This window comes from Pseudogracilibacillus amylolyticus (SeqCode), from assembly GCF_051918545.1.
Taxonomy (GTDB): domain Bacteria; phylum Bacillota; class Bacilli; order Bacillales; family Amphibacillaceae; genus Pseudogracilibacillus.
Genome location: NZ_JBPPZG010000051.1, coordinates 1 through 20356, shown reverse-complemented (window position 1 = coordinate 20356; position 20356 = coordinate 1). Strand labels below are relative to the sequence as shown.

Here is a 20356-nt window from a genome sequence, read left to right as displayed (position 1 = left end):
TAACCAATATTAATTTGAGAGGTACGGTGATAAAAATGATGGCTTTACAAACTACAAAAGATAACAAAGTAATGGATTATACAAATGCAAATATAGAAGATGCACTAAATAATTTACATGCTCAACTTAGACAAATAGAGGAGAAATATGATTTAATGATAGAGAGGGAGATAAATAAAATGTACCATCAGCAAGTTCGTTTATTTATGTACTCATATGACTTTTTAGATCAATCTAGCAGAATGTCTGAATCTAAACAATAAAATTATTAATGTTTTGGAGAAATCAACAAAATGACAAATTTAGTTACAATCACAAAAGAATTAAGTAATTATCTAGATACATTAAAACGAATGTTTGAACAACATGAAAAACCGAAAGCTGATAAGGATTTTTTTCAATTTGTAAAAGGAGAAACAGTTCCTTACTTTGATCTACTTGAAAAATGGGAACAATTAGCATTATTAGCTATTCAAAAACAAAAAAGCATTTTGCAAGCCCAACAAATAACCTCTACGAAAGAAAACATGGAAGCACTAATTTTACACAGTTACTATGTTGATGTTCGGAAAAGACAATATATGGAAATAAACAAATCTTGTCACTATATATTTAACCAACTAATAAAGGAGTTCGAAGAGTGAAAGATAAACTTATTCAAACAGCGAAGAATGCTCTAGATTATGCTTATGTCCCATATTCAACCTTTAAAGTTGGGGCGGCTTTAGTAACAAAATCGGGAAATATTTATTCTGGCTGTAACATAGAAAATGCCTCATACCCATTAACTTGCTGTGCAGAAAGAACTGCAATATTCAAAGCTGTGTCAGAAGGGGAAAAAGAATTGGTTGAAATGGCTGTGATTGCAGATAGTGAAGGTCCTGTTAGCCCATGTGGTGCTTGTAGACAAGTCATGACTGAATTTTTTTCACCAGATGCGATTATTTATTTAACTAATTTAACGGGTGATCTGAAAGTAACAACCGTAAAAGAATTACTACCATATTCCTTTTCTTTGCATGAAAAATAATTTTTAAAGGAAGCTTTGTTTAAAGCTTCCTTTTTTAGTGGTATAATAAACAGAGAAGCAGTGCATATTTTTAAGTTTTCTTAATAAAATGACTATAGACAAGCAATTTTATACGGTTAATTGTTTACAATTTTATAGAGGTGATCTTATGACAGTAAATAGGGTGCAATTAAGTACAAATGACATACTGGAAAAAGAGTTTAAAAAGTCTATGCGTGGTTACAATGAAGAAGAAGTAGATGAGTTTTTAGATATTATTATCCAAGATTATGAAGCATTAAATCAAGAAATCGAACGTTTACGTCAAGAAAACGAGCGCTTTAAAAAGAGTACGGATCAACAACCAGTTACAAGAAAGCAAACGACAGGTACTCAGGTTAATTATGATGTATTAAAACGATTATCTAATTTAGAAAAGGCAGTTTTTGGCCAAAAGTTGAATGAAAAAGAAGGCTGAAAAAATTACCACTATGTGAAAATCTGTTTTTGTGATATACTTTTATATGGATACTCATGTAATCGCTGCACGTTCGTGCGTGTAGAGGAAAGTCCATGCTCACACAAACTGAGATGTTTGTAGTGTTCATGCTTGACGAAACCATAAGTCAAGGTAACCTTGTTTAAAGGTTAACGGCAGGAGTTTATTCCTAAAGTCTATTAGGATATGGAATAAAGCCTTGAAAGTGCCACAGAGACGAGTCAGATTGGAAACATTCTGAAGTGGAACGGGTAAACCCCATGAGTGAGCAACCCAAACAATGGTAGGGGCATCCTCTGAGTAGGAAAAAGGAACGAAAAGAGGGACAAGTATTGTACTTGTAGATAAATGATTACAACCGAAGTACGAGGCTGACCACCGTAATTAGTACAACGGAACAGAACATGGCTTATCGAGTATTCATTAAGGTCTAATAATTTGTTGTGCGTAAAACCTATTTATCAGTACAAACTGTTAGTAGGTTTTTTTATTTATGTTATCATTTAAATAAATCTTATCCACTACGATGTTGAAGGATGCTGTTGAGTAGTGAAAATTTGTAAAACCTAGTTACAGCTTCGTTGATTTCCGCCTCCGGGCAGTACGCTTTCCGTGGGCACGGCCGGAATGATTAACTTCTATTCGTTACCGTAATCACGAGGATACAGCGAGTTGGGGAATGATTAACATCTATCCATTACCGTAATCGCAAGGGCGTATGGGAACGGCCTCAGCCTCCGCTGCACAGGACGGGCAAGTGCAAATCTTCACGGTGGGACGAAAGCGTAGCTACAGTCCCAGGACGTGACCGCTTTTTCAGTGGAGGAAATACACGGAGACTCCTGCAGGAGGAAAGGCCTAGGTGAGACAACGCAGTGCGAAAGCACAAGGAAGGCTCATCAGCCGCCTGCGGAAAGCGCAGTGTATTTCCGTAGCGGTATTTTACGTCGCAACTTTGGTTATATATCAGGAGAGCCAATTAACCCAAGTTACTGCACAGTTTATGGATTTTGAGACAAAACATTTTTTAGGAATGGTCTTATTTATTTACATATTAATATTAATGATTCGTTAGAAAGGAATATGAAATGACACAATTAGTAACTTTAATAGCAACTAGCGCAATGGGACTTGAATCAGTTGTAGCAAATGAAGTAAGAGAATTAGGATACGATCCAAGAGTTGAAAATGGAAAAGTTATTTTTGAAGCACCAGTTTCTGCAATTCCAAGATGTAACTTATGGCTAAGGGTTGCTGATCGAGTAAAACTATTAGTCGGTGAATTTAATGCTTTAACATTTGATGAATTATTTGAAGCAACCAAGGCATTACCATGGGAACACTATATACCTGAAGATGGTTCCTTTCCCGTATCAGGAAAATCACACAAGTCAAAATTATATAGTGTTTCTGACTGTCAAGCGATTGTTAAAAAAGCAATAGTTGAACGACTTAAATTAAAACATGGTATTGCCAATAAATTACCAGAAACAGGTGCTTTATATAAAATTGAAGTAGCTATTTTAAAAGATAAAGCTTCACTTACAATTGATACGAGTGGTGTTGGTCTACATAAACGTGGATATCGAGTAGGGCAGGGGGAAGCTCCATTAAAAGAGACACTTGCTGCAGCGCTTGTTCTATTAACAAACTGGAGAGCAGATGACCCGTTAATTGATCCATTTTGTGGCTCAGGTACCATTCCAATCGAATCCGCTTTAATTGGTCAAAATATAGCACCAGGATTTAATCGAGAATTTGCATCAGAGGGTTGGAAATTTATTAGAAATAAATTTTGGGATGAAGCTTTAGAAGAAGCAGAGGATACAGCAAATTATGAACAGCCACTTGAGATTGTTGGTTCTGATATTAACCATCAAATGATTGAGATTAGTGAGAAAAATGCGATGGAAGCTGGATTAGCTGATTTAATCACTTGGAAGCAGATGCAATTACGTGATTTAACTTTAAAACAAGATAATGGTTATATTATCGGAAATCCACCATACGGAGAACGAATAAAAGATGAAGATTATGTCGTTCATTTATATAAGACGTTAGGAGAAATAATGGCAACAAACGAAACATGGAGTGTTTATATTTTAACTTCTTATAAGCAATTTGAAAAAGTGTATGGAAAACAGGCAACAAAAAAAAGAAAATTGTTTAATGGTTTTATTGAAACTAATTACTATCAATATTTTGGAAAGAAAAATTCATAATAGTGCGTGTTCAAAAAGGAGGATAAAAAGGACCAAGTCGGCTAAAGTCGCCACGTCCTGTGGCAACGCCGACACTAGCACGTCCTGTGCGTCGAAAGTTCGAGGCGGTGCAGTTTCGAGCAGCGGACTTTCACAGGATGTGATGACTTCCGTGTTGCCCACAGGACGTGGGCGGTTTTAACGGAAGATCCCCTGCTGCATTTAGATACATGAGCAAACGCTCTAGCACGCAGAAAAAGTGCTTTCCTTTTTCATCAAGGAGCGGAGAAGCAAGCCAACGAGCTTCCACAGGATGTGGTGACTTCGACGTTCGACACAGGACGTGTCGGTATTTAGTCGAAGTTCCCCTAATGCAGTGTCATTTTTACCGGACTTTTTGAACATCCTCTAATAAAAGAAAAAATCAGTAGGGATTATAGATGGTAGAAACCATCAAGTATAAAAATCCCTGCTGATTTTTAATTAATTGTCCTCATAATTCGGTTAAACGCCTTTTCGCGATCGAAGTCTTCACCCATTGTAAATTGTTCTAATAAATTATCATCTTCATCCAAAAAGTAAGCGTATGTGGAATGAACGATTTCTCCAGAACCCGGGTCACGATATAAAAATCCTAAGGCATCCGCAATCTTTTTCGTATTCTCTTCGCTGCCTGTTAAAAAAGTCCATCCATCTTCAGAAGAAGTTACTTCAAATCTGCTTGCATAATCTCGAAGAACCTCTGTTGTATCCCGTTTTGGATCAATCGTGATGGTAATAAATTCAACCTCATCACCAAAAACGCCTTCTTTTTCTAATTCATGTTTTAACTTGGACATTTCCAGTGTAGTTACTGGACATACATCAGGACATTGTGTGTACATAAATTCAATCATTTTTGCCCGTTTTGGCATATTAGTAAAATCAAACTCTTCACCGAATGCTGTTTCCATTACAACGTCTTTTGGTAACTCAGCAGTACCAGGACGATATACTTCTAAATAATAAACACCAGCTATTATTCCTATAATTAATATACTAATAAATCCAATATAATGTTTTTTCGTCATTTTATTTCCTCCAAACAAATGAAGAGGGGGAACTTAACCCCCTCAATTTTTAAATTACCATAATTTAAAGCCTTTTGCTCCAGGAGGGGCACTTTGAATAATATCGATAAGTGGGATTGTGTAAGCAAATAAAATTAATGCACAAGTGATTCCAATCCATAAAGGCCAATTTTCAAAGACTTTTGATGGTTTTTCTGCTTTTTCACTAGGTTCTGCAACCGGAAACTCTTCTTCGCCTTTAGGTGCAAAAAATGCCAAGTATACAACAATAATGATCATTACAATCATTCCTAGAAACAGAATAGATCCGCCGATTGCTTGCGCTATTTGATAAGGGCCCCAAGCTGCTGTATCAGCATTGCCTGCATATTCCGAATAAGCGGAACGACGTGGACCACCAAGAAGTCCTTGCCAATGCATTGCTGTTGACATTATCAACATACCTACAGACCAAAGAACTGTTTGTAGAATACCTAATTTATTCATTGATTTTGTGAACTTTCTTCCAGTTACAGATGGAATTAACCAATAAGCAATACCAAAGAATGTAAGCATCGATGTTGTTGCTGCTGTTAAATGGAAGTGACCAGTTACCCAAATTGTATTATGAACTACTTGGTTCATTTGGTTAGAAGCATTAATAATACCTCCAGCTCCACCAGGAATGAAGAATAGCATTCCGATAAAAGGTGCTAAAAATCTAGCGTCTTTCCAAGGCATTTTTTTAACCCAACCGAATAATCCCTTTGCACCAAGTTCACGTCCCCGTGCTTCAAAGGTTGCAAACATAGAGAATGCTGTCATCATAGATGGAATAACAACAACCATCGTTAAAATAACTTGAATGAATTTCCAAAACGGATCAATACCTGGTTCCGTCAATTGGTGGTGGAATCCGATTGGAATGGAAAAAATCAATAATAGAATAAATGTAAATCTTGCTAAAGAATCTGAGAAAATTTTTCCGCCAATAATTTTCGGCATAATTGCATACCACATCATATAAGCGGGTAATAACCAGAAATAAACAAGTGGGTGACCAAAATACCAAAATAATGTACGGCTAAGTAACACATTAACGGTCTCAACCCAGCCTAATGCCCAAGGGATCATTTGGAAAATAACAGTAAAAGCAACCCCTAGTGATGCAATTTGCCACATAAGCATTGTGATAACACCCATAAAGCTTAATAATGGAGTTGGTTTACCAGGGTTTTCTTTTCTAAAACGAGCGTGACGTTTAAACATAACCCATCCGATAAACCATGAACCGACAATTACCATTGCTAAACCGATGTAAAAAATAACGTGAGCTTGTAATGGTGCATAAAAAGTATAAAGTACAGTTGCTTCATTAAGTAAAATCATTGTGGCAGCGGATAATGTACCTATTAACATAATCCAAAAACCTAACCAGGCAAAAGAACGTTCACCTTTGGAATAACCGCCTGTCGTTTTACTTTGAGAAGCTAGCATAAATCCTAAAATAAAGAATGTAGTTAAAACAAGACCTAAGACAACGCCATGGACGGTTAAAATCTGATAATAACTAATTCCAGCCGGAAGAGTTATTGCTCCAGAACGTTCAAGCGTTTGAATGAGACCCATAGTAGCACCAACTAATAATGCAGTAAAAGCAACATACATATGGGCCATAACTAGTTTGGAATCACCATTAGGTAAACTTTTTACGGCTTTATTCATTATTCAACCACCTCAATCGTCGCAGACATTAAATGGTGACCTACACCACAATATTCGTTACATACGAGCGTATAGGTGCCTGCGTTTTTAAATGTATTTGTATACGTACTTATATATCCAGGCTCTAACATCATATTGACGTTAGTTCCAGCAATCTCGAAGCCGTGAATTACATCTGTTGTTGTTGACGAGATGTGTACAGTAGCTCCTTTTGGAATTTGCACTACTTTGTCGTCTGTCCCAACATCATAATCAAAAGCAGATGCTACGATTGTTAGTTGATACTCATTGTCACCAATTTGTTTTAGACCTGGTTCTTCAAAGAGAGCATGTTCCCTAACTCTTTCAGGATCTAATGTAACCGCACAACTTGGTGGCTTGCTTCCCATGTAAAATGCGCTTACCCCTACTACTATAAGAAAGAATAGTAGAGTTGCAGAACCAAAGTAAATCCATATCTTTTCATATTTATGCATATTCATAGGTTGTTACTCCTTTCTCGTTAACGAATTATAAATAAAGTCCAAACACCTAACCATGAAAATAAAATAAATAAACCTAAAATTGTTACAGATACAAGGGATCCTCCCAAATTAACATCTTCATGTTTTTCAGGTTCAACTTGCACCTTTTTTTCACTCACTTCTACTGGCCGCTCCTTAAGTTTTAGCGCCATTACTATCTCTCCTTTCACAAAGATTAAACAGTAAAAAATAATTAGAGTACTATTACAAGAGGGAAGCAATTAACTAGTAATAGTTTTTTTGCTCTATACTTATCATAACAAAAAAAAGTGCTTAAAAAGGCGCTACACCAACGTTTCACAATTTATTCAATATACGTAAAAAGTGCAAACTTACTATACTTTCCAAACACTTTTGTTATAAAAGTATGTGAATGAAATGTGAATATAAAATGGATAAAACGTTACAAAAGTCATAAACTAAGCTAAAAGTGCGTGTTCAAAAAGGAGGTGGAGAAACAAGCCAACGAGCTTCCACAGGATGTGGTGACTTCGACGTTCGACACAGGACGTGTCGGTATTTAGTCGAAGTTCCCCAAATGCAGTGTCATTTTTACCGGACTTTTTGAACATCCTCTAAAAAGGTGAGAGAAATGGTTTTTGTTGGCTCGGTAGGATTAGGTATTCCACCCTATCATTTATCACAAGAAAAAGTAAAAAACTTAATGAAAGATATTTTTATTGAAAAGAAGATTAAAAAACTACTGCCTGTATTTGATAATGCCAAGATTAAACAGAGGCAATTTGTGGTTGATAAAGAATGGATAAAACAAAATAATTCTTTCGCAATGACCAATGAGCGTTATGTTACATACGCAAAAGAATTATCATTAGAAGCAATTGATTCATGTTTGAAAAACAGTGAATTATTAAAACATCCTATTTCATATGAGGCAGTAGATATGATCGTGTTCGTATCAAGTACAGGGATAGTAACTCCATCATTAGATGCTTATTTACTTAATGATCGTTCATTTAGAGAAGATGTAGTTCGCATGCCTTTATGGGGATTAGGATGTGCAGGAGGAGCAATGGGGCTTTCACGAGCGTATGAATGGCTTCAACTGCATCCTAATAAAACAGCTTTAGTTATTTGTTCTGAGTTATGTAGTTTAACCTTTCAAAAAGGGGACAACTCGAGCAGGAATATTGTGGGAACCGCATTATTTGGTGATGGAGTTGCTGCAACTTTATTAATTGGTCAAGAGTCTCCTTATTTAAAACATTTACCTACAAATAAACTGCAAATTAAAGGGACTAGTACATTTACCAAAAAAAACAGCACGAATGTGATGGGATGGAATGTTACAAATGATGGATTTGAAGTTATTTTTTCAAAAGGGATCCCTAAATTAGTAAAATCACTATGGAAAGAACATGTCGCAGAATTTTTACAGAAAAACAATAAAACCGTCGGGGATTTATCTGCAATTATTGCCCATCCTGGAGGAAGGAAAGTATTAGAAGAGATGGAAAGTGCATTATCTATTGATCGCCAGCTACTAAAGTATTCCTATAATGTCTTAGAGAACCATGGTAATATGTCTTCCGCTACTGTTCTCTATGTTTTAAATAAATGGCTTAAAGACTCAATCGATAAATCTTTTTTTAACAAAGAGGGAATACTAAGTGCACTTGGACCAGGATTCAGTTCTGAATTACTTTTAATGGAGTGGATGGGGAAATGATTTATTTTTACATCATCATTTTATTTATTATCGGACAAAGATTAATGGAACTATATATAGCAAATAAAAATGAACAATGGATGAGAGAACGGGGGGGATTTGAAGTAGGAAGTGAGCATTATAAACTCTTTATTTTTCTACATATTACATTTTTTGTTTTTTTATTAATCGAAGTCAATTCCTTACTATTGACAGATGAAATGAGCTTTAATATTTATTTCTTTATTATTTTTTTATTAGCTCAAGTGGGACGTGTATGGTGCATTGTTTCACTCGGTAAATTTTGGAATACAAAAATTATTGTCATGCCGAAAGTTATCCTTATAAAAAAAGGACCATATAAATATTTAAAACATCCTAATTATGTGATTGTATTTATTGAGTTATTTGTTATCCCAGCAATGTTTGGTGCATATAAAACTGCACTGTTTTTCCCAATCTTACATTTACTTTTATTAGCAATTAGAATACCGAGAGAAGATCGAGCTTTAGGTCGAAAAGTTCAATAAAAAACAAATAAATAGGAGGAACCTTAACAGGTATCCTCCTTTGTTTTTTTAGTTTTTATTAGTTTTTAGTTACGTTAGCCGCTTGTGGTCCACGTTCGCCTTCGACAATTTCAAAAGTTACTTCTTGACCTTCTTCTAAAGATTTAAATCCTTCTTCTTGAATAGCAGAGTAATGTACGAATACATCGTCTCCTTCTTCCAATTGAATAAATCCGTAACCTTTTTCTGCGTTAAACCATTTTACTACTCCGTTTTGCATGTAGTTAATCCTCCTAATTTCTTTCACGAAAACCGTGTTAATACAAAGAAAATAGTGAAAACGAAAAAAATAACTTCACGTAGAAGGTGGGATCACTACGTACCTTCTTCATGTGAAGTTACTTTTCCTAATGATTCCATACATCTTCTTTGCTTGTTTCCAATATAACTTGTTTTATAGCTCGAGTCAAGCGCTTCAATCATGAAAGCGTTATTTTTTCTATCAATTTATACGTTTCGCACCTAAATATCGAGTTTCCCAATATGATTCATTGAGATTGCTGACCGAAACTCCTGAACTGCTTCCAGCATGAATAAAATCTCCGTTGCCTAAATATATTCCCAAATGTGAAGGACCGGCTTGATATGTTTCAAAAAATACTAAATCTCCAATGGAAGGAGAATCCACGGGACTTGAAAAATTCCAAATTTCATTAACAGTTCGCGGAATGATTTTGTCTTGTTGCCCATAAACAAATTGAATGAAACCACTACAGTCAAACCCATTCGGGGATGTTCCTCCCCAAACATATGGAGTACCAATATATGATTTAGCCGTTTGAATGACACTTGTAGAATTCTGTTCAACAGCAACTTGCACGATTTCACTTTCATTACTGGATTGATCACGATCAACAGGAGTTTCTACTTCTTCCTCTTTAGATTCTTCTGTCACCGGTTCTTGTTCAACGGTGTCAATTAATTGTAAATTCTTTACTTGGTTAACCGCATCTTCTGTAAGTGGGCCATATAAACCATCAACAGATCCTTTGTAATATCCATAGAAAAAAAGAACTTCTTGAACTGTTTTTACATCCTCATATGAAGAATCAGAATTAAGAGACTGAATTATATGAGAAATATCATTAATTTCAGCTTTCTTTTCTTCATAAATTAACGCTTCCATCGTTTCTTTATTAGCACTTCCTGTCACCTTAATGTCATTGGATGATTGAAATCCTTTTATTGCATGTTCAGTTAATAAACCGTAAACACCATCTATACCGTCGCTATAATGCCCTAATTTAGTTAATTTGTATTGTAAATTTCGTACAATTTTACTGTTTTCACCGTATTGTAAACCTTCTGTTTCTGCTAAGAGTTTATCTTGTAGCATTGGCTGTGCATCTATGTATAATGCAAATGGTTGAGTGACAGCAAATCCGCAAACAATTGAATTTTTCATTACTTTTTCAACTGTTTTCACACGCATACAAAAAACTCCTTTCTTATGTTGCTTACTGTCTTATTTTTATGTAGGTGTCATCTTAAACATACGTTACAATAGTTTACGTTTATGTTACAAACATGTTTTGGAAACGGTTAGGGTAAATAGTAAAAAGACTAAACGAGTATAGTAATCTTAAATATTCACAAATGGCTGTAATTATTTTGAGGACATACGAAAACTTTTATATGTCAACAAAGGCGAAAACTAAGAAGAAACTAACCATTGGTCAATCACTGGAGTAGGAGTAATTGATAATCAATTTAGAATAAAGAATATTTTAGACTTCTATTTAACCGTATTATCAAATGAAGGGTTCTACAGAGGGGTGGTTAGTATCTATGATACAATTAAGAGTTTCCATTAGAAAGCAGCTATACAGCGATTATTCTATGATTTAAGGAGTTATATAATCTGTGTTTTAATGCTTTCACATAAACCCGTTCCCATTATGGTTCGATTTTTTCTTTTTGTTACTTTTATACTTATTTGTACAATATCCATAAACTGTGCAGTAACTCGAAGTAATATGGTTCTGTAAATATCTAAACAAAGTTGCAACTTAAAATACCGCTACGGAAATACACTCCGCTTTCCACGGGCGGCTGTTGAGCCTTCCTTGTACTACGCACTGCGTTGTCTCACCTAGGCCTGTCCTCCCGTAGGAGTCTCCGTGTATTTCCTGCGCTAAGTGTGTTTGGTAAGCAACTCTGCACAATTTGTTACTACTATTACAATGGTTGATTGGAGCAGGAGGGCAGTCGACTCCTGCGGGAAAAGCACGTGTCTGAAGACCCCGCAGCGGTGTTCTTCCGCGAGGAGGCTGAAGCCGTGCCCGCGGAAAGCGAACTGCCCGGAGGCGGAAATCAACGAAGCTGTTACTAGTTTTTAAATTTTCTACTGTATAGTATCCTTCAATTACGTAATTATAGTCAGAGTTCTTTTCCTATCGTCATTCGTTTTTTGATTGGAAGGATATGTGTAATATTTTACTCGGGGGATATTTTCACCTTATTTACTAGCCAAAAAAGAGAAGGCACTCTATCATAAAATGTATGCTTACCAGGGCAAATACATTTAGAAAGAGGCCTTCTCATGGAACGTATTATAACAAGAATTTATGAAATATTAAAGGAAACAAATAACTTAATTGAATTTGAAGAACAGGTACAATTATTGATGTATGATACATTCTCTAGTTTGGTTGGGGAAGTATTTAGTAAATTGAACAAAGTCATCAAAGAACAAAAACAGGCTGAAAACTGGAAAGTAGAAAGAAATGATTCTAAAGGGATTCAGTTCATTTTTGGGGATGTTCAATTTCGTCGTACCCTTATGTACGATGATAAGGGTAATCCTAGATATCCTTTGGACGAATGGTTAGGACTTCGAAAGCGCCAGCGACAAAGTCCGCTTGTTGAAGTAAAAGTGGCGGAATTGGCTAGTAAAAGCGATTATCGTGAATCAGCACGGATATTGAAAGAGTGGACAGCTGTTGAAATGAGTCATACGACTGTTGGAAGTATTGTAAGACGCGTGGGGAAAGCTCAAGCAGAAGCTGATGAAAGAATGGTACAGGAACTTGAGGATTCGGCTGAATTGCCGGAGGGGAAAAAAGTAGATTTTCTTTATACAGAGGCTGATGGTGTTTTTGTTCGTGACCTGAAAAGGAAAAAGCATATTGAAGTCTCCCACGCCATCATGTATGAGGGTTGGGATAAGAACGGAAAGCGCGTTTCCTTACGGAATCCTAAAGTTATCATGACCACAAAAGTGACCGATGATTTTTGGAACGAAGTTCAAGCCCTTGCAGCGCATGAGTATTCCCTTGAAAATACTCAAGTAGTATCAAATAGTGATGGAGGCTCTGCGTATTCAGCTGAAAAATTTCGGCAAGCATTTTCACAATCTAGCTTTTCTCTTTTACATCAATTAGATGCTTATCATATTGAACAGGATATTAATCGCACATTTGGTTATAAAAAGAACAAATGGAAAGAGAAGATCCGAAAAGCATTAAAAGAGCATAATTTGGATGATTTTAAGCTCATTTTGGATACATATGAGAGTAAGTTGGAAGATGAGAAGAAAATCGAAAAGGTGGGCAAATTCCGTACGTATATTTTAAACCATTGGGACTACATTACAGATTGGCACGAAAGAATAGATGATCCACCAGAGGGTGCAAGAGGTTTAGGTGTAATGGAATCCCATCAACGACGTATTTCTTTTCGTATGAAAAAGCGAGGAATGCATTGGAGCAAGGAAGGCGCAGAAGCTATGGTGAAAATAAAGCAAGGGATAGAAAATAATACGTTAAGAGAGGTATATTTAGCATCACAAAAAAGAAGTCATAGAAAACAACGTGAAGTAAAGAGAACGGTACGTATGTCAGAGTTTTTACGTCAGCCAACACGTCCATCAATCGGTGCTAAACAAGGTTCAATTAGCTTATATACAGCCCATTCTTCAGCGATAGGAAGATTATTTAAAGCAATTAGCTAATCCCATTTTCCCCGTGTTATTTCGTTAGGTTCTTGCTTTTTAGAACGTAACGAAATAACACGGAAACCAAGCGATAGCGCGGTAGCCTAAAAGGCGTACAAAAATAGAGTGCTGAAAATATTGGTGTAAAAGAACAACCGAGAATAACTTGACACATACCGTTCCTTAGGGACTCATATAACGAGTAAACAATAGTGATATCATGTATAATTAGAACAGATAAATGCGCAGGGAGGCTCGGAATAATGAAACCGATAATTAAATTTAATAATGTCTCTTTTCGCTATGGAGATCATGCGCCATGGATATTGCGTGATTGTAGTTTTACAATATATGAGAATGAATCCGTTGCTATTATCGGTCATAACGGATCAGGAAAATCCACCATTGCAAAATTAATGAACGGATTATTATTTCCACAAGAAGGGGAAATTTGGATAAATGATAGGTTGTTAACAGAGGAATCGATTTGGGATATTCGTAAAGATGTTGGAATGGTATTTCAAAATCCGGACAACCAATTTGTAGGAGCAACAGTACAAGATGATGTTGCTTTCGGAATGGAAAATCGGGGAGTTCCTAGGCTCAAGATGGAAAAACGTATTGATGCCTCCTTACAAGCCGTCAAAATGCAGGACTATCGTTTAACAGAACCGCATCGCTTATCTGGTGGGCAAAAACAGCGAGTCGCTATTGCCGGCGTTATTGCTGTTTCGCCAAAAGTACTCATATTGGATGAAGCTACCGTAATGCTAGACCCAAAAGGTAGAACGGAAATTATGGAGACAATCTCTCGTTTACAGAAACAAGAAGAGATTTCCTTACTTACCATTACACATGATTTACAAGAAGTAATTAAAGTTGAGCGTGTTATTGTATTGAACAAAGGACAGATTTGGAAAATAGGAAATCCACAGGAAGTGTTAAAAGAAGGAAAAGCTTTACAACAAATTGGCCTTGATATCCCATTTATTGCAGCGTTATCAGATGAATTGAAGACCTTAGGAATAAACATACAAAGGGATCCGTTAACAATCGATGAAATGTTGGAGGAACTATGGATATTACATTCAAACAGGTAAGTTATACGTACCAACCAAATACACCTTTTGCCCACCATGCATTAAAAGATGTCTCGTTTCACATTCCGTCAGGCGCTTTCGTAGCAATTATTGGTCACACTGGATCAGGAAAATCAACGTTGATTCAACATTTAAATGGCCTTTTAAAACCAACAAAAGGTGAAGTGATCATTGGAGATTATAATCTTTCAAGTGAAAATAAGTTGAAAGAGATGAAAGATTTAAGAAGTAAGGTTGGCGTAGTCTTTCAATACCCAGAGCATCAATTATTTGAGGAGACAGTGGAAAAGGATATTGCCTTTGGACCACAAAATTTTGGTGTAAAACAAGAAACGATCAACGAAAGAATTACTGAAATTCTCCCAAAAGTAGGTTTATCAGAAAGCCTGCTTGAAAGATCGCCATTTGAATTAAGTGGAGGACAAATGCGGAGAGTGGCAATTGCCGGGGTTCTTGCGTCTAAACCGAATGTTTATGTTTTGGATGAACCGACAGCAGGGCTTGATCCAAAAGGGCAAAAAGAGATCATGAATATGTTTTATAACATGCATCATGAAGAAAAAATTACAACCATTCTCGTTACACATAGCATGGAGGATGCACTTAACTATTCTGATTATCTGATCATTTTAAATAAAGGTGAGAAATATATGGAAGGACGTCCCGAAGATATTTTTACAAAAGAAAAGGATTTGCATGAAGTTCAGCTTCAAGTACCTGAGTCGATTAAATTTTTAAATCAATATAATCAACAATTTAATACAAACCTTCCATTGGCAAAAAAATCTCCAAAAGACATCGCTGCTTTAATCAAGCAAACAATATAAGGAGTACATTTAATATGGGTAATTCAATGATCATTGGTCAATTTGTTCCAGGAAATTCACTGATCCATAGACTTGATCCACGAACAAAGTTAATCGTTATTTTTTTCTATGTGATTGTAGTGTTTTTCGCAAATAATGCAATGAGTTATGGCCTTTTAACTGCTTTTGTAGTTATTAGTGTTATTACAACATTCATACCACTACGATTTATCTTAAAAGGATTAACTCCAATTTGGTTTTTGATTGTGTTTACATTTTTACTCCATCTATTTCTAACGAAAGAAGGGCCAGTTGTATTTGAAATTTTAGCGATTAAATTTCACCTCGGTGGAATTATTCAAGGACTAGTAATTTCTTTACGATTTTTATTATTAATTTTAATGACATCTCTATTAACATTAACGACTACCCCGATAGAAATTACGGATGCAATTGAAAATTTACTATATCCATTAAAAAAAATAAAGTTTCCTGTACACGAACTTGCACTAATGATGTCAATATCACTCAGGTTCATTCCAACGCTTATGCAAGAAACGGACAAGATTTCAAAAGCACAGGCATCACGTGGGGTAGATTTTAGGACAGGACCGTTTAAAGAAAGAGTTAAGGCTATTATCCCTTTACTAGTTCCGTTATTTGTAAGTGCCTTTAAACGGGCAGAAGATCTTGCCATGGCGATGGAGGCAAGAGGATATCAAGGTGGAGAAGGCAGGTCAAAACTGAGGGAATTGTCCTATAAAAAAAGAGATTTGTTTATCTTTATCCTGTTTATTATAGTTGTAATTATCTTATTTTTTGTACGTAATTAAAAGGGTGAAAGGTAATGCACAAATTAAAATGTACAGTGAGTTATGATGGTACAAATTTTTCCGGTTCTCAACTTCAGCCGAATAAACGTACAATACAGTTCGAAATTGAGAAAGCGATCAAAAAAATACATAAAGGTAAACAAATTCGCATTTATGCTTCTGGTAGAACAGATACAGGCGTTCATGCTGTGGGGCAAGTTTTTCATTTTGAAACAGACCTTGTTATTCCGAGAAACAATTGGAAAAAAGCATTAAATGCAATTTTACCTGATGATATTTATGTGAAAAAAGTTGAAAATGTTTCTCGCAATTTCCACGCACAATTTGATGCAATAGAAAAAGAGTATCGTTATTTTGTATTGAATAATAAGGAAGCGGATGTTTTTAAGAGAAATTATTCTTATTATTATCCATTTGCGATAGATATGGACAAAATCAATCAAGCTTGTAAACTGTTTGAAGGAACACATGATTTTACTTCTTTTTGTTCAGCTCGTTCAACAGTAAAAGGAACGAAAGTACGAACATTATATGAAGTGAGTTGTGAAAGACAGGCCGACGAAATTGTGTTTATTTTACGAGGAAATGGCTTTTTATACAATATGGTTCGTATCATTGTAGGTGTACTTTTAGATGTAGGAAGCGGAAAACTTTCGATGAATGAAATTGAAGAAATGTTTCGAAAAAAAGATCGCTCAGCTGCAGGGAAAACGGCACCTCCTACAGGTTTATTTTTATGGACAGTAAAGTATGAGAATGATTGATAGTATTGCTTGACAAACCTTATACATTTGATATATTATGGTGTATGGCAAATTATTTCTAATCCATAATTAGCCCCGGAAACTAATTGTGTGAATATAGATGATAACTTAAGATTTGAAATTTTGGAGGGAAAGAAATGCGTACTACTTTCATGGCAAATGATAGTACTGTTGAGCGCAAATGGTATGTTGTTGACGCAGAAGGCCAAAGACTTGGACGTCTAGCTTCTGAAATTGCTACTATCCTTCGTGGAAAGCATAAACCAACATATACACCGCATGTAGATACAGGAGATCATGTGATTATTGTAAATGCAGAGAAAATTGAACTAACTGGAAACAAAATAAATGATAAAAAATATTACCGTCACTCTGGTTATACTGGTGGAATTAAAGAGCGTAATGCATATGAAATGAAAACAAACCACCCAGAGCAAATGATTGAAATTGCAGTCAGAGGAATGCTTCCAAAAGGGCCACTTGGACGTAAAATGTTTAAAAAATTACATGTTTACCGTGGACCAGAGCATAAAAACCAAGCACAAAAACCAGAAGTTTTAGAGCTTAAAGGATAAGAAAGGGAGGTTAATTAATTGGCACAAGTACAATATTATGGAACAGGTCGCCGTAAGAAATCAACTGCACGTGTACGTTTAGTACCGGGATCTGGCCGAGTTATTATAAACAATCGTGATGCGGAAGAATACTTCCCATATGATACACAAAGACTCATTTTAAAACAACCATTAGTTGCAACTGAAACTGAAGGCACATATGATGTGTTAGTTAATGTTCACGGTGGAGGATTAACTGGTCAAGCTGGAGCAATCCGTCATGGTGTTGCTCGCGCACTACTTGAAGCAGACCCAGACTACCGCACTACATTAAAACGCGCAGGATTCTTAACACGTGACCCTAGAATGAAAGAACGTAAAAAATACGGTCTTAAAGGCGCGCGTAGAGCTCCACAATTTTCAAAACGTTAATCGATTTATTGGTATATCAACGTTGGCAACCAATTTGTGGTGCAAATTGGTGCAAATCAACGTTAATATAATAAAGTATTTAAAAAGTTTAAGGCATCAGCATCTTGCTGGTGCTTTTTTACTGGCATTAATTCCGGATAATAATTTTGCGTTGTTTGAATCGTTAAACAAAACAGAGTCTAATTCGCAGAAGCTCCCAACTGAATAAAGTAGACAAAAGCCCTCCCTTTGAAAGGAGCGCTTTTTCAACCTACCTTAGTGCACCAAAGGGAAGAAATGCATGGACTCCCTTTGCAGTATTTACAATTTGAGTAATTCTTAAGTCAACGACCAAGGAAGCATAGGCATAAGCTTCTGTTCGAGAAATATTGTATACGTATGACATAAGTTGTAACATATCGTCTAGAGCCATCCACATTGCTTCTTCCAAATTCTCATGAAATGCCATTGTGATCCAGCCATTATTTGTTTTAGCCATTGGTCTTTTTATTGGAAAATCGTCTAGCACTGTCAATGTTAAGCTGACTTTTTCCAATCATTCGATTGCTATCCAATTCAAAATCAAGCATCACTTCTTTTTCGTCTACCATTTCTAATTTCTCATTCCAGTAGCTTGGGAATCCCCCTGCTGAAGTCCATCCCCATAAGCCAGGAATAATTTCATTAATTTTAATTTCTAACGTTTGACCTGGCATTGCATCTGTAATATAAATAGGGCCGACTAAGGAATGACCAAATTGTTTAGGCATCCGGTGAGGTTGAACATCTGTGAATTTTTTTCTAGGTTCTCCTAAGGCTTGACGCTTCTCGATACCCCACGCACTATCTAGTGTTCTAAAATGAACAGTATCCCCTGAATCTATTTCTAAAGCGGGTTCTAGTTCTTTACTAAAGAAACCGTGCAGCGACTTTGAACTTGGAATTAATTGGTGGACTTTTGACATAAGTTCGCGCCCTCCATCTAGGATTGTAACGCCCCAATAAATGCTAGTTCCGATACCTCTTTAGAATCGATGGCGCCATTCATAATTTCTTTTACATCATTCAAAGTCTCTTGAAGGCTAACAGCTTCACCAGGCTTTTTTGTAAAAGGTTCAGCAATATAAAAAGGCTGCGTTAAATACGCTTCTAGTCTCTCACCTCTTTGGTAAGTTTGTAACTCAGAAGTTGGAATACGTTCAATCCCGCTAACATTCACTAAAGCACGTAGTTCCCGGTAGCGACGAAGAAGTTTTAGGGCTTTCTGTTGAACCTGGAAGTGTTCCTGATCTAATTGTGCACCTTCGAGAACGGATGATGCTGAACTTAGAGGATTAACAGGTGGGTAGCAGTGCCTTGCAACGAGATCAGCATCGAATTGCCATAAGGTTTCAAGTGGTCCATAAGGTAAATCTTCATCAACAACTTCGCCAGTTAAATCTAGGAGAAAAGTTGTAACAGAGTGAATTCCGATCCCTTGAAGTTTCTCTTGTAGTTCTTGGATGTCTCCTGTTATCACATGGGTTCTATCTGCGACGAAAATAATATTTTTGTCGCCACCAATACTTGTAATACGCTCATATGTATCTTCAATGGAGTTTGTAATGATTTCTACATTTTCAACGAGGTCATTTAACCCTTGGTGTTCCCCTTCAGGCATTAACAGAATGGTTTTATATGCTTCATTTTTAAACCGGTAGAGTAATTCTGTTAATACAGCAAGCTGCCCCATTCCTGGACGTGCAACTAAACCGACAGTACCTCCTTTTGCTAAAGGTGCAAATAAATCTAACGTTTTGATTTTGGTTTCGATCATTTCCATTTTCCCCCCCTTAATAATTAGTTCATCCAAACTACAATTTGCCAAGGATGCAAGCGCAACTAAAGTTCGAACTTCCGCTCTCCCAACAGGTATTTTTCCTGTGCATAGATTAGAAACGGTAGCTGGTCGCAAGCCAACTTGTCGAGCTGCACTCGTTATATTTGGTACTCTCCTGCGTAATAAACCTACATTTAATTTTAGGTCTTCCACCTTTTCCATAACTTCCCCTCCTTTACTCTACATGATAAATTAAATTACGTTAGAATGCAATATAAAATTACTTTTAAATTTAATTTTTTTTACTTTTTAGAGTAAATTAGTGCTAGAATAGATCGTTACTGGTATGTTGACCATAAATGATAATAAAAAGGAGGTACTTTATGACCTTGTGTCTTTAATCGATATATCGGTTGATCAATTTTTCTTGCCTACTTCTGATAGGATAAAAATACTAGAAGAAGACAATTGGAAAAGCAACTTGATAGTTTAGCAGATAATGATCTTATTATTATGGAAAGTGGCTAATGGAATCATCAAATCCAAACAAACAGAGAAATAGCCATCAAATATTTATGATTTAAAATAACAGACCGTCTATTAATGAAAAAAGCTAGTCACAAAAAGTGATTAGCTTAGGTTGAATAATTCCTTAGTACTTATTTTAAATTCTTTAAAGAGGTTTGAGATAACAAATCCCCCTAGATTAACCAGAGTGAATTGAATCTCTGCATCATTATCCAAGAAATAAACCATTATATGATTTTCCATAGGGTCTACTATCCAGTATTCCTTAACACCGGAATTCATGTATAAATGCAGCTTTGTAATCATATCGTGCGATTTATTTGAAGGACTCAATATTTCAATAATAAAATCAGGAGCTCCAATGT

General features: G+C 36.0%; 25 protein-coding genes, 1 other RNA gene and 1 pseudogene. 17 read left to right on the top strand and 10 right to left on the bottom strand.

Annotated elements, in window-relative coordinates:
- The 7 genes from ACPYKA_RS07920 to ACPYKA_RS07890 form a co-directional block, all read left to right on the top strand.
- The coding region (locus ACPYKA_RS07920; protein WP_479541790.1) for a hypothetical protein at positions 1 to 263 on the top strand (263 nt) is incomplete at its 5' end.
- Between the two features lie 30 nt (positions 264 to 293).
- On the top strand, positions 294 to 644 hold the full coding sequence (locus ACPYKA_RS07915) for a DUF1798 family protein (RefSeq protein ID WP_479541789.1): 351 nt from the start codon (positions 294 to 296) through the stop codon (positions 642 to 644).
- A complete protein-coding gene (locus tag ACPYKA_RS07910; RefSeq protein ID WP_479541788.1) occupies positions 641 to 1030 on the top strand; it encodes a cytidine deaminase in 390 nt (129 codons plus the stop codon). Before ACPYKA_RS07915 ends, ACPYKA_RS07910 begins: the two co-directional genes overlap by 4 nt.
- A gap of 148 nt (positions 1031 to 1178) precedes the next feature.
- Positions 1179 to 1487: a cell division regulator GpsB gene (gene gpsB / locus ACPYKA_RS07905; RefSeq protein WP_479541787.1), complete on the top strand. Its 309-nt coding sequence runs from the start codon at positions 1179 to 1181 to the stop codon at positions 1485 to 1487.
- Positions 1488 to 1537: 50 nt separating this feature from the next.
- Positions 1538 to 1925: RNase P RNA component class B (gene rnpB / locus ACPYKA_RS07900), an RNA gene on the top strand.
- Positions 1926 to 2370: 445 nt separating this feature from the next.
- On the top strand, positions 2371 to 2583 hold the full coding sequence (locus tag ACPYKA_RS07895; RefSeq protein ID WP_479541786.1) for a hypothetical protein: 213 nt from the start codon (positions 2371 to 2373) through the stop codon (positions 2581 to 2583).
- 13 nt (positions 2584 to 2596) lie between these two features.
- The gene (locus ACPYKA_RS07890) at positions 2597 to 3730 is read left to right on the top strand and encodes a THUMP domain-containing class I SAM-dependent RNA methyltransferase (protein ID WP_479541785.1); all 1134 of its coding nucleotides are present in this window, start codon (positions 2597 to 2599) and stop codon (positions 3728 to 3730) included.
- A gap of 458 nt (positions 3731 to 4188) precedes the next feature.
- On the opposite strand, the gene ACPYKA_RS07885 is transcribed toward ACPYKA_RS07890, so the two are convergent.
- The 4 genes from ACPYKA_RS07885 to ACPYKA_RS07870 are packed head-to-tail and all read right to left on the bottom strand — an operon-like array spanning position 4189 to position 7159.
- Positions 4189 to 4779, bottom strand: coding sequence for an SCO family protein (locus ACPYKA_RS07885; protein WP_479541784.1), 591 nt, complete (start codon positions 4777 to 4779; stop codon positions 4189 to 4191).
- Between the two features lie 54 nt (positions 4780 to 4833).
- Positions 4834 to 6483 carry a b(o/a)3-type cytochrome-c oxidase subunit 1 gene (locus ACPYKA_RS07880; RefSeq protein ID WP_479541783.1) on the bottom strand — a complete coding sequence of 550 codons (1650 nt, stop codon included), beginning with the start codon at positions 6481 to 6483 and terminating at the stop codon, positions 4834 to 4836.
- A complete protein-coding gene (locus tag ACPYKA_RS07875; protein WP_479541782.1) occupies positions 6483 to 6965 on the bottom strand; it encodes a cytochrome c oxidase subunit II in 483 nt (160 codons plus the stop codon). The genes ACPYKA_RS07880 and ACPYKA_RS07875 overlap by 1 nt, the downstream gene beginning before the upstream one ends.
- 20 nt (positions 6966 to 6985) lie before the next feature.
- Positions 6986 to 7159: a cytochrome c oxidase subunit 2A gene (locus ACPYKA_RS07870; RefSeq protein ID WP_479541781.1), complete on the bottom strand. Its 174-nt coding sequence runs from the start codon at positions 7157 to 7159 to the stop codon at positions 6986 to 6988.
- 440 nt (positions 7160 to 7599) lie between these two features.
- Here ACPYKA_RS07870 and ACPYKA_RS07865 point away from each other — a divergent pair, with 440 nt between their 5' ends.
- Both ACPYKA_RS07865 and ACPYKA_RS07860 read left to right on the top strand, forming a co-directional pair.
- Positions 7600 to 8694, top strand: a complete 1095-nt coding sequence (locus ACPYKA_RS07865; RefSeq protein ID WP_479541780.1) for a type III polyketide synthase — start codon at positions 7600 to 7602, stop codon at positions 8692 to 8694.
- Positions 8691 to 9203, top strand: coding sequence for an isoprenylcysteine carboxyl methyltransferase family protein (locus ACPYKA_RS07860; protein WP_479541779.1), 513 nt, complete (start codon positions 8691 to 8693; stop codon positions 9201 to 9203). The genes ACPYKA_RS07865 and ACPYKA_RS07860 overlap by 4 nt, the downstream gene beginning before the upstream one ends.
- Before the next feature lie 58 nt (positions 9204 to 9261).
- Here the strand turns inward: ACPYKA_RS07860 and ACPYKA_RS07855 are convergent, their stop codons facing one another.
- Complete coding sequence (locus ACPYKA_RS07855) at positions 9262 to 9462, bottom strand: cold-shock protein (RefSeq protein WP_336256708.1); 201 nt, start codon at positions 9460 to 9462, stop codon at positions 9262 to 9264.
- 222 nt (positions 9463 to 9684) lie between these two features.
- The gene (locus tag ACPYKA_RS07850; protein ID WP_479541778.1) at positions 9685 to 10674 is read right to left on the bottom strand and encodes a C40 family peptidase; all 990 of its coding nucleotides are present in this window, start codon (positions 10672 to 10674) and stop codon (positions 9685 to 9687) included.
- 1110 nt (positions 10675 to 11784) lie between these two features.
- On the opposite strand from ACPYKA_RS07850, the gene ACPYKA_RS07845 reads away from it, so the two are divergent.
- The 7 genes from ACPYKA_RS07845 to rpsI all read left to right on the top strand — a co-directional run bounded on the left by ACPYKA_RS07845 (position 11785) and on the right by rpsI (position 17665).
- Positions 11785 to 13194, top strand: coding sequence for an ISLre2 family transposase (locus ACPYKA_RS07845; protein ID WP_479541777.1), 1410 nt, complete (start codon positions 11785 to 11787; stop codon positions 13192 to 13194).
- A gap of 242 nt (positions 13195 to 13436) precedes the next feature.
- Positions 13437 to 14276, top strand: coding sequence for an energy-coupling factor ABC transporter ATP-binding protein (locus ACPYKA_RS07840; RefSeq protein ID WP_479541792.1), 840 nt, complete (start codon positions 13437 to 13439; stop codon positions 14274 to 14276).
- A complete protein-coding gene (locus ACPYKA_RS07835; protein WP_479541776.1) occupies positions 14252 to 15103 on the top strand; it encodes an energy-coupling factor ABC transporter ATP-binding protein in 852 nt (283 codons plus the stop codon). Before ACPYKA_RS07840 ends, ACPYKA_RS07835 begins: the two co-directional genes overlap by 25 nt.
- Positions 15104 to 15117: 14 nt before the next feature.
- On the top strand, positions 15118 to 15915 hold the full coding sequence (locus ACPYKA_RS07830; protein WP_479541775.1) for an energy-coupling factor transporter transmembrane component T family protein: 798 nt from the start codon (positions 15118 to 15120) through the stop codon (positions 15913 to 15915).
- Between the two features lie 14 nt (positions 15916 to 15929).
- A complete protein-coding gene (truA, locus tag ACPYKA_RS07825; protein ID WP_479541774.1) occupies positions 15930 to 16679 on the top strand; it encodes a tRNA pseudouridine(38-40) synthase TruA in 750 nt (249 codons plus the stop codon).
- A gap of 137 nt (positions 16680 to 16816) precedes the next feature.
- Positions 16817 to 17254, top strand: coding sequence for a 50S ribosomal protein L13 (gene rplM, locus ACPYKA_RS07820; protein WP_479541773.1), 438 nt, complete (start codon positions 16817 to 16819; stop codon positions 17252 to 17254).
- 18 nt (positions 17255 to 17272) lie between these two features.
- Positions 17273 to 17665, top strand: a complete 393-nt coding sequence (rpsI, locus tag ACPYKA_RS07815; protein WP_336259799.1) for a 30S ribosomal protein S9 — start codon at positions 17273 to 17275, stop codon at positions 17663 to 17665.
- 250 nt (positions 17666 to 17915) lie between these two features.
- On the opposite strand, the gene ACPYKA_RS07810 is transcribed toward rpsI, so the two are convergent.
- From ACPYKA_RS07810 to ACPYKA_RS07800, 3 genes are read right to left on the bottom strand one after another with little or no spacing between them, the layout of a single operon-like run.
- Positions 17916 to 18113: a hypothetical protein gene (locus ACPYKA_RS07810; RefSeq protein WP_479541772.1), complete on the bottom strand. Its 198-nt coding sequence runs from the start codon at positions 18111 to 18113 to the stop codon at positions 17916 to 17918.
- Positions 18114 to 18135: 22 nt separating this feature from the next.
- Positions 18136 to 18609 (bottom strand): hypothetical protein, encoded by a 474-nt coding sequence (locus ACPYKA_RS07805; protein ID WP_479541771.1) that lies wholly within the window; start codon positions 18607 to 18609, stop codon positions 18136 to 18138.
- Between the two features lie 17 nt (positions 18610 to 18626).
- Positions 18627 to 19676 carry an ATP synthase beta subunit C-terminal domain-containing protein gene (locus tag ACPYKA_RS07800; RefSeq protein WP_479541791.1) on the bottom strand — a complete coding sequence of 350 codons (1050 nt, stop codon included), beginning with the start codon at positions 19674 to 19676 and terminating at the stop codon, positions 18627 to 18629.
- A gap of 243 nt (positions 19677 to 19919) precedes the next feature.
- Between ACPYKA_RS07800 and ACPYKA_RS07795 the strand changes: the two are divergent.
- Positions 19920 to 19991: pseudogene (locus ACPYKA_RS07795) on the top strand (hypothetical protein); the annotation flags it as partial.
- 102 nt (positions 19992 to 20093) lie between these two features.
- Here the strand turns inward: ACPYKA_RS07795 and ACPYKA_RS07790 are convergent.
- A partial coding sequence (locus ACPYKA_RS07790) for a Uma2 family endonuclease (RefSeq protein ID WP_479541770.1) occupies positions 20094 to 20356 on the bottom strand: 263 nt, incomplete at its 5' end.